10 protein-coding genes are annotated in these 7,769 nt (G+C 66.3%); 6 read left to right on the top strand and 4 right to left on the bottom strand.

The features are described from left to right. Nucleotides 1–64: 64 nt before the first annotated feature. The gene (locus ACDELDRAFT_RS16740) at nucleotides 65–697 is read right to left on the bottom strand and encodes a response regulator (protein WP_005799004.1); all 633 of its coding nucleotides are present in this window, start codon (nucleotides 695–697) and stop codon (nucleotides 65–67) included. A 122-nt stretch (nucleotides 698–819) separates the two neighbouring features. Here ACDELDRAFT_RS16740 and ACDELDRAFT_RS16735 point away from each other — a divergent pair, with 122 nt between their 5' ends. From ACDELDRAFT_RS16735 to ACDELDRAFT_RS16710, 6 genes are all read left to right on the top strand, one after another. Beyond that, nucleotides 820–2,184, top strand: a complete 1,365-nt coding sequence (locus ACDELDRAFT_RS16735; protein ID WP_005799002.1) for a sensor histidine kinase — start codon at nucleotides 820–822, stop codon at nucleotides 2,182–2,184. A gap of 370 nt (nucleotides 2,185–2,554) precedes the next feature. Next, nucleotides 2,555–2,719, top strand: a complete 165-nt coding sequence (locus ACDELDRAFT_RS24260; protein ID WP_005799000.1) for a DUF1328 domain-containing protein — start codon at nucleotides 2,555–2,557, stop codon at nucleotides 2,717–2,719. 46 nt (nucleotides 2,720–2,765) lie between these two features. After that, nucleotides 2,766–3,155 carry a hypothetical protein gene (locus tag ACDELDRAFT_RS16725; protein WP_005798998.1) on the top strand — a complete coding sequence of 130 codons (390 nt, stop codon included), beginning with the start codon at nucleotides 2,766–2,768 and terminating at the stop codon, nucleotides 3,153–3,155. A gap of 36 nt (nucleotides 3,156–3,191) precedes the next feature. Further along, on the top strand, nucleotides 3,192–3,740 hold the full coding sequence (locus ACDELDRAFT_RS16720) for a ferritin-like domain-containing protein (protein WP_005798996.1): 549 nt from the start codon (nucleotides 3,192–3,194) through the stop codon (nucleotides 3,738–3,740). A 123-nt stretch (nucleotides 3,741–3,863) separates the two neighbouring features. Continuing rightward, a complete protein-coding gene (locus ACDELDRAFT_RS16715; RefSeq protein WP_005798994.1) occupies nucleotides 3,864–4,181 on the top strand; it encodes a BON domain-containing protein in 318 nt (105 codons plus the stop codon). A gap of 161 nt (nucleotides 4,182–4,342) precedes the next feature. Further along, complete coding sequence (locus ACDELDRAFT_RS16710) at nucleotides 4,343–5,437, top strand: zinc-binding metallopeptidase family protein (protein WP_005798993.1); 1,095 nt, start codon at nucleotides 4,343–4,345, stop codon at nucleotides 5,435–5,437. Between the two features lie 129 nt (nucleotides 5,438–5,566). On the opposite strand, the gene coaD is transcribed toward ACDELDRAFT_RS16710, so the two are convergent. From coaD to ACDELDRAFT_RS16695, 3 genes are all read right to left on the bottom strand, one after another. Beyond that, nucleotides 5,567–6,067: a pantetheine-phosphate adenylyltransferase gene (gene coaD, locus ACDELDRAFT_RS16705; RefSeq protein WP_005798991.1), complete on the bottom strand. Its 501-nt coding sequence runs from the start codon at nucleotides 6,065–6,067 to the stop codon at nucleotides 5,567–5,569. Between the two features lie 386 nt (nucleotides 6,068–6,453). After that, entirely contained in the window at nucleotides 6,454–7,149 is a 696-nt protein-coding gene (gene rsmD / locus ACDELDRAFT_RS16700; RefSeq protein ID WP_005798989.1) for a 16S rRNA (guanine(966)-N(2))-methyltransferase RsmD, read from the bottom strand. Beyond that, on the bottom strand, nucleotides 7,146–7,769 hold a 624-nt coding region (locus ACDELDRAFT_RS16695), incomplete at its 5' end, for a M16 family metallopeptidase (RefSeq protein ID WP_005798987.1). The genes ACDELDRAFT_RS16695 and rsmD, both read right to left, overlap by 4 nt.

Raw genomic sequence — 7,769 nt, 5'->3', positions numbered from 1 at the left:
GCCGCGCCGGTTGTGCCGGCGCGCCCTGCCCTCGCGGGCCGCGCAGGCCCGCCGGCCATACCCCTCAGTCGATCAGGCGGTTCTTGAGCGCGTAATAGGTGAGATCGCTGTTCGACGAAAGACTCATCTTTTCCATGAGCCGGGTGCGGTAGGTGCTCACCGTCTTCACGCTCAGCGACAGGGCCTTGGCAATGTCGCCCGCCGTCTCGCCCTTGGCCAGTTTCAGGAACACCTGGAACTCCCGCTCCGAGAGTTGCTCGTGTGGCGGAGCGTCGTCCTTGCGGTTGAGCTGCTGGGCCAGCAGCTCTGCCACTGCCGGCGTGAGGTAGCGCCGCCCCAGCGCGATGGTGCGAATGGCCTCGACGATTTCAGAGGGCTCGCATTCCTTATTGAGGTAGCCGCTGGCACCCTGGCGGATCAGATTGATGGCGTAGTGTTCTTCCGGGTAGCCGCTCAGAATGAGAATGCCCATGTCGGGGGCCTTGGCACGCAGCATGGCCAACGCATCCAGCCCGCTCTGGCCGGGCATCGACAGATCCATCAGGAGAACGTCGATCTCGTGGTTGCGCACCAGATCGATGGCTTCACGTCCGTTGCCGGCCTCGCCCTCCACGCGCAGGTCCACATGCTCCGAGAGAAACTGGCGCAGTCCCGAACGCACAATTGCATGGTCATCCACAATGCCGATCTTGATCATTGAGCATCTTTCAGGGAGCCGCCAAGCCGCTCCCGGGTTTTGGTTGTTGCATATGTGCGCGCCGTGGCCCGCATCGCAGGCGACAGCGTAGCAGTTCCTGGCACTTTTCCGGAATACCCCGCATGACCTTCAGAGAAAACTCCCGACACTGGCTGCGCAAAAGCCGGACCATGGCAGTGAGCCTGCCGTTTGCGCTGCTGGCCGCGCTGGTGCTGATCGGCATCAATGAAGCGGGCCACATGCGATCGCAGGAAGCTGTCGAGGACATGAGCCAGGGCCAGCAGACGCGCAACGCGGTCAACCGCCTGCTGCAAAGCATGCTCGATGCCGAAACGGGCCAGCGCGGCTACCTGCTGACCGGCAACGAAACCTACCTCGAGCCCTACGACAAAGCCGTGGCCACGGTGCAGACCAACCTGGACGAACTGCGCGGCCGCTATCTGCAGTCGCCCGAGGACATGCAGCAGTTCGCCTACCTCTCGCGCGAAGTGTCGCGCAAGCTCGCCGAGATGGAACTGAGCCTGCGCCTGCGCCGCCAGGGCAATGAGGATGCATGGAAGTTCATTCTCTACACCGACGTTGGCAGGGAGCACATGGAGTCGATCCGCAAGCTCGCCCACGCACTGATCGAACACGCGGGCCAGCGGGTGCAAGAGAGCCAGGCGCAGATCGTGCAGTCGCTGATGCTCTCGCGCATCGGCATTGCCACCGTGACCGCCATCGGGCTGCTGGCGTTCTACATGTACCTGCGCCAGGCCAAGACCCTGCAGGAAGTCAACCAGCGGGAACAGGAGGTTCTCGAACGCGAACGCGACCGGCTCGAGGGTCTGGTGCGCGAGCGCACGGCGTCGCTGTCCGAACTGGCCAGCCACCTGCAGCAGGTGCGCGAGGACGAGCGCGGGCACCTCGCGCGCGAACTGCACGACGAACTGGGCGCGCTGCTGACGGCGGCCAAGCTGGACGTGGCACGGCTCAAATCGAAGATCGATCACCAGGCCCCCGACATTGCCGAGCGCCTGCGGCACCTGACCGAAACGCTGAACAGCGGCATTGCCCTCAAACGCCGCATCATCGAAGACCTGCGTCCTTCGTCACTGGCCAACCTGGGGCTGACGGCGGCCCTCGAGATACTGACCCGCGAATACGCCGAGCGCGCCTCGCTCGAGGTGGAAACCAGCCTCGAGGCCGTGCAGCTCGCCGAGGCCACTCAGCTCACGGTGTACCGCCTGGTGCAGGAAGCCCTCACCAACATCAGCAAGTACGCCAAGGCCAAGAAGGTGCTGGTGTCCGTGCACAGCTACCCTACCCACGTCACCGTGCAGGTACGCGACGACGGTGCGGGCTTCGACCCTGCCAGCGTGGGCCTCACATCACACGGCCTCGCGGGCATGCGCCACCGCGTGGAGGCCGCAGGGGGGCGGCTCACCATCACCTCGCGGCCCGACAGCGGTACCCTGGTTTCGGCCGTCCTGCCCAAACCCCGCTGAGCCGCTGCCCGCCCGTTGCGGCGGCCCGGGCGGCCTTGCGGCTGCGCCGGCCGACAAGTACCGGGGCATCGCAGGGGCGCCCTTCAAGCGCTCACGCGCAACGCGCAGCAGCACCGGTCACTACGCCAATCACCAATGCCACGTACCGAACGCCTGGCCCTGCGTGCCCCGCAGCGCACTGGCGCTTCGCATCACCCAACCCCGCATTGGCGCGTCGGTGTGGTCCTACACGGCGGCCGTTCCCTGGCTGACAGGGGGCCGCGCCAGCCACCGGCAGCCCAGCCGGGCCGCCCTGCCTACAGTACATCTCAGGCGCTGAACCTCAGCCGCCATCCAACCGCCGGTTGCGCCGGCCTCACAAGGAGATGAAATGCTGCACTACGCCGTTGTCTTTCTGGTCATTGCCCTCATCGCCGCTGTCTTCGGCTTTGGCGGCATCGCGGCTGGCGCCGTAGGCATCGCCAAGATCCTTTTCTTCGTGTTCGTGATCATGGCCGTCGTGACCTTTGTCGTGGGTCTGCTGCGAAAAGGCTGAGCTTGCCGCCCCTGCGAACAACCAACCACTTTCTGGAGAAGTCACGATGAACACAGAGTCCACCACCAACAAAATCGCAGGCGGCGCCCGCAACCTTGCTGACGATGTGCTGCAAAGCGCCGAGGACGCCGTCAAGAGCACGCGCAGCATGGCCAACGAATCCCTCGACAAGGCCGAAGCCCGTGTGCAGAACCTGCGCCGCGAAGCCAGTCCCGCCATCGACGAGCTGGCCGCACGCGCCCAGGACCTTGCCACGCGCGGCATTGACTTTTGCGCCGACACCGGCGCCCGCGCACGTCGCCAGATGCAGATGGCCGCCGACGCCACCACCCGCTACGTGGTGCAGCAGCCTGGCAAATCGATGGCCATCGCGGCAGCGACTGGCGCGGCTTTGGCGGCGGCATGCCTGCTGCTGTCACGCCGGCGCAATGCCTGATCACTGTTTCGTTTTAGTACAGGAAACACCCCGGCCATGAATTCCGCCCCATCCTCTGCTGCTCCCGCGCTGATGCTGGACGAAGCAGCGCTTCATGCCGCAGCCACCACCCATCTGGAAGAAGGCGCGGTGACGCCGGCCTTCAGCCAGCACCGCGACGACATCGTGCGCCTGCTCAACGATGCGTTGGCCACCGAACTGGTGTGCGTGCTGCGCTACAAGCGCCACCACTTCACCGCCCATGGGTTGGCATCGCCGGCCATCGCCGCGGAGTTCATGGTGCACGCCGGCGAAGAGGCCGCCCACGCCGATCTGATTGCGCGGCGTATCGTGCAGCTCGGTGGCGAGCCCGACTTCTCGCCCGACACCCTGCTGGCGCGCAGCCACGCCCAGTACGACACGGCGTCCGACCTGCAGGCCATGGTGCGCGCCAATCTGGTGGCTGAACGCATTGCCGTGGAAGCCTATCGCCAGATGATCGCGCTCATCGGCGACAAAGATCCCACCACCAAGCGCATGCTCGAAGGCATACTGGCCGATGAAGAAGAGCATGCGGACGAACTGAGGGATTTGCTGGAAAACTGAGCACACTCCCGCACATCGAGCACCGCAAGCAGCCAGCCGGTCATGGAGGGTGCAAATAGACCGGTTGGTTGTCCTTTCCCCCGCACCCGCGTTCACTCAACCCACTGAAGAAGGAAATACACCATGAAATACGCACGTGCCCTTGCCTTCGCCGCTGTCGCAGGCATCACCCTCGTTACCGCCACCGGCTGCTCGGTGGCCCGCAACCAGCAGACCGTGGGGTCCTACGTCGATGACGCAGGCATCACCACCGCCGTGAAGGCGAAGATGGCCGAAGACAAATCCGTCTCGGCCACCGCCATCAGCGTGGAAACGCTGAACGGCACGGTGCAGCTTTCGGGCTTTGCCAAATCACAGGCCGAAAAGAACCAGGCCGAAGCCATTGCGCGCAGCACCAAGCATGTGCGCGAAGTGCGCAACAGCATCGTCGTTCGCCCCTGACGGACTGACGGGCCGCCCCCGTTGATCGCATCGAAGGCGGCCAATCCCGGGCGCACCCGGCCTTGAGCCTGGTGCGCCTTTTGTCTGGTGGGCCCGGCGCTACGCAGCAGCCCATTCGGCCCCGCGGCCGACGTGCGTTCACACCGGGTAAGCTGTACGGCATGCGGGTATTCAATTGCGACCATTGCGGTCATCTGGTGTTCTTTGACAGCGTGCGGTGCCTGCACTGCGGGAGCACGCTCGCCTTCCTTCCAGACCAGCTCACCATGGGTGCTCTGGCACCCGCGCCGCAACGGGGGGCGCAGTTCTGGCAGCGGCGGGGGTGCGGCGAACACGTGGCTGCGGACGCGCCGTTTTACCGCATGTGCCGCAACCATACCGATTACGACGCATGCAACTTCGCCATCCCTGCAGAAGACAACGCTGACCTGTGCCCATCGTGCCGCCAGACACGGCGGCTGCCCGACTTGTCGCAACCCGCCAACCTAGGGCGTTGGAAACAGATCGAGGCAGCCAAGCGCCAGCTTTTCTATACCCTGGCCCGCCTGGGTCTGGAGCCCGCGCCGGGGCAGTCGGGGCCGGTCTTCGAGTTTCTGGCTGAATGGCCGGGAAGTCCACAGGTACTCACCGGTCACCACGCCGGCACCATCACCCTCAACGTGGCAGAGGCCGATGATGCCGAGCGCGCCCAGCGGCGGGTGGCGCTGGGCGAACCCTACCGCACCTTGCTGGGCCACTTGCGGCACGAATCAGGACATTTCTATTGGGACAGGCTCGTGCGCGACGGCGGGGGCCTGGTGGCCTTTCGCACTACCTTTGGCGACGAGCGCGCCGACTACGCCGCAGCGCTGGCCAACCACTATGCACGATACGGCGCGCATGGCGACTGGCAGTCGCAGCATGTGAGCAGCTACGCCACCGCGCACCCCTGGGAAGACTGGGCCGAAACCTGGGCACACTACCTGCACCTGGTGGACCTGCTTGAAACTGCGGCCAGCTACCAAACCCGCGTGACCGTGCCCCATCCGCAGGCGGCGCAGCAGCACCAGATAACCGACCCCTTTGCCGACCCGCGCCCCTCGTTCGACGACATGGTGGGGCAATGGGTACCCCTTACGCTGATGCTCAACAGCCTCAACCGCAGCCTGGGGCAGAGCGACGCCTACCCCTTCGCGCTGTCGGGCGGTGCACTGCGGAAATTGCGGTTCGTGCACGACCTGGTGCGGGCCGTCGGCACGCGGCGCCCGCCTGGCTGATCACGGCCATCAGCCATCAGCATGATGGCGGCAACCTGGGCCGCCGCAGCGCTAGCAAAAAAAAGCTGCCAGTGCAGGCTGTGCCTTGGGTATGCGACCAGAAAGGCGGTAATGGCCCCTTGCAGGCCGTTACTGGGGCGCCATGGCCTCCACCTTGGCCGCCAGGCGCTGCTGCACCTCGGGCGATACGAACTTGTGCACCTCGCCCCCCAGCACCGCGATCTCGCGCACGAACGTGCTGCTGATGAACTGGTATTTGTCGCTGGGCGTGAGGAACACGGTCTCCACCTCGGGCATGAGGCTGCGGTTCATGCCGGCCAACTGAAACTCGTAGTCGAAATCGGTGACGGCGCGCAAGCCACGCACCATGGCCTTGCCGCCGCGCGCCACAACAAAGTCACGCAGCAGGCCCGAAAAGCTCTCGACCTGCACTTGGGGGTATTGGCGCACCGCATCGCGCACCATCTCGATGCGCTCTTCCAGGCTGAACAGGGTTTTCTTGTGGTGGCCGGCCGCCACCGCGACGATCACGCGCTCGAACAGCTGGGTGGCGCGGCGCACCACGTCTTCGTGGCCCAGCGTGATGGGATCGAAGGTTCCGGGATAAACGGCGAGCACGTTCTGGGCCATGGCGGCGGGTCTCCTGTAGGGCTGTGGGACATGGGGCCCCGAGGGCCCGCGGGAGCCGTTGGGACCGTGTGCGCGCATTATGCAGTGCACTGCAACATGGCGCCGCCACCCCGTCTTTCTCTGCGCATCTTCAAGCGAAATAGGGCGCAGGCGCTCACCAATAAGGCATATTCAGCTATCTTTTATGCAGCAGTCGAGCGGGCAGCCTTAGAACCGGCCGCCCGGCCCGCAGATCCGCCAAAGCGGCCCGACCGCCCTACGTGCCGGCACCATGCGGGCGCATGGCGCGTGGGAAGCGCAGCAGAGCCTCTCCGGCGCAATTTCAAGCAAAGATGGCCGCTTGCGCTTGCCAGCAAAGCGCCATCAGCTACTTTTTAGATAGCAAATCAGCCGGCTGCAGAGGCCCGGTGTTGCAGCAGATGGGCATGCACGGCACCGGCCTTGAGGTGGCGGTGCACGCCCAGCCCGAAAGGTGCCAGCGCCTCGTCGGTCCAGGCTTGCGGCGCCTCGAGATAGACGAACCCGTCTGCCGCCACGGCATCGGCGGCCGCCTGCAGCGCGGGCACGAACAAGGCGCTGTCGAACGGCGGATCCAGCAGCACCAGGTGCAGCGACCCGGGCGCACAGGCGCGCAGGGAGCTCACGCCATCGCCTCGCTGCACGCGCACGGCCGATGCCTCCAGCCGCTGCTGCAGGCTGTGCAACTGGGCCACGAGGGCAGCGTCGTTCTCGACCAGTTGCACGGCGGCGGCGCCCCGCGAGGCCGCCTCGAAACCCAAGGCGCCGGTTCCGGCAAATGCATCCAGGCAGCGCCAGCCCGTGAGGTCCTGGCCCAGCCAGTTGAACAGCGTCTCGCGCACACGGTCGGGCGTGGGGCGCAGGCCCGGGCGCTGGGCCACGGGCAGTCGGGTGCGCTTCCACTGCCCACCAATGATGCGGATTTCACCCGCGCCCTTGGCCAACGGTGGCGTCGCTCCGTTCCTGGGCGCTTTGGCTGCGGGCGCGGGGGCCTGGGCGGGCTGTGCGGCATGGGCGCGCCGACCACCCGGCAAGGCATCGGCGCGCAGGATGGAGCGGCTCATGGCTGCCCCCCCACGATCACGGTCACCATGCGCTCGGGCTGCAGCTTGCGGGCCATGGCGGCGCGGATGTCGGCCACGGTGAGCGCCTCGACCCGCTGCGTCCAATGCTCAAGGTAGTCAAGCGGCAACCCGTTCCAGGCGATGTTGGCCACGTTGCCCAGCAGTTTGCGGTTGCTGTCGATGCGCAGCGCGAAGCCGCCGATCAGGTTGTCCTTGGCTGCGCGCAGTTCGGTCTCGGTGGGGCCTTCGCGCACAAAGCGCGCCAGCACGTCGCGTGACACCTGCACGGCCTGCGCGGCCTGGTCGGGGCGGGTCTGCAGGCCGATGGTGAAGGCGCCCGCGTGCAGGCCTGGCGCAAAGCCGCTGTAAACGCTGTAGCTCAGGCCGCGCTGTTCGCGCACCTCGTGGGTCAGGCGCGAGGTGAAGCCGCCGCCACCCAGAATGTGGTTGCCCACCAGCAGCGCGAGGAAATCGGGGTCGCGGCGCGCAAAGCCCGGCTGGCCGATCAGCACATGGGCCTGGGCCGATGCAAAGGGAATGCGCTGCTCGGCGGGCGCGGCCAGCGCGGCCACTTCGGGCACTGCGGGCAGCGGCGCGCATTCGGCCGCCACGCGCGCGGG

It is taken from the genome of Acidovorax delafieldii 2AN, assembly GCF_000175235.1.
In the GTDB taxonomy this organism is placed as follows: domain Bacteria; phylum Pseudomonadota; class Gammaproteobacteria; order Burkholderiales; family Burkholderiaceae_C; genus Acidovorax; species Acidovorax delafieldii_B.
The sequence above is the reverse complement of the archived record's forward strand: the minus strand, read 5'-3'. Positions and strand labels throughout refer to the sequence as shown.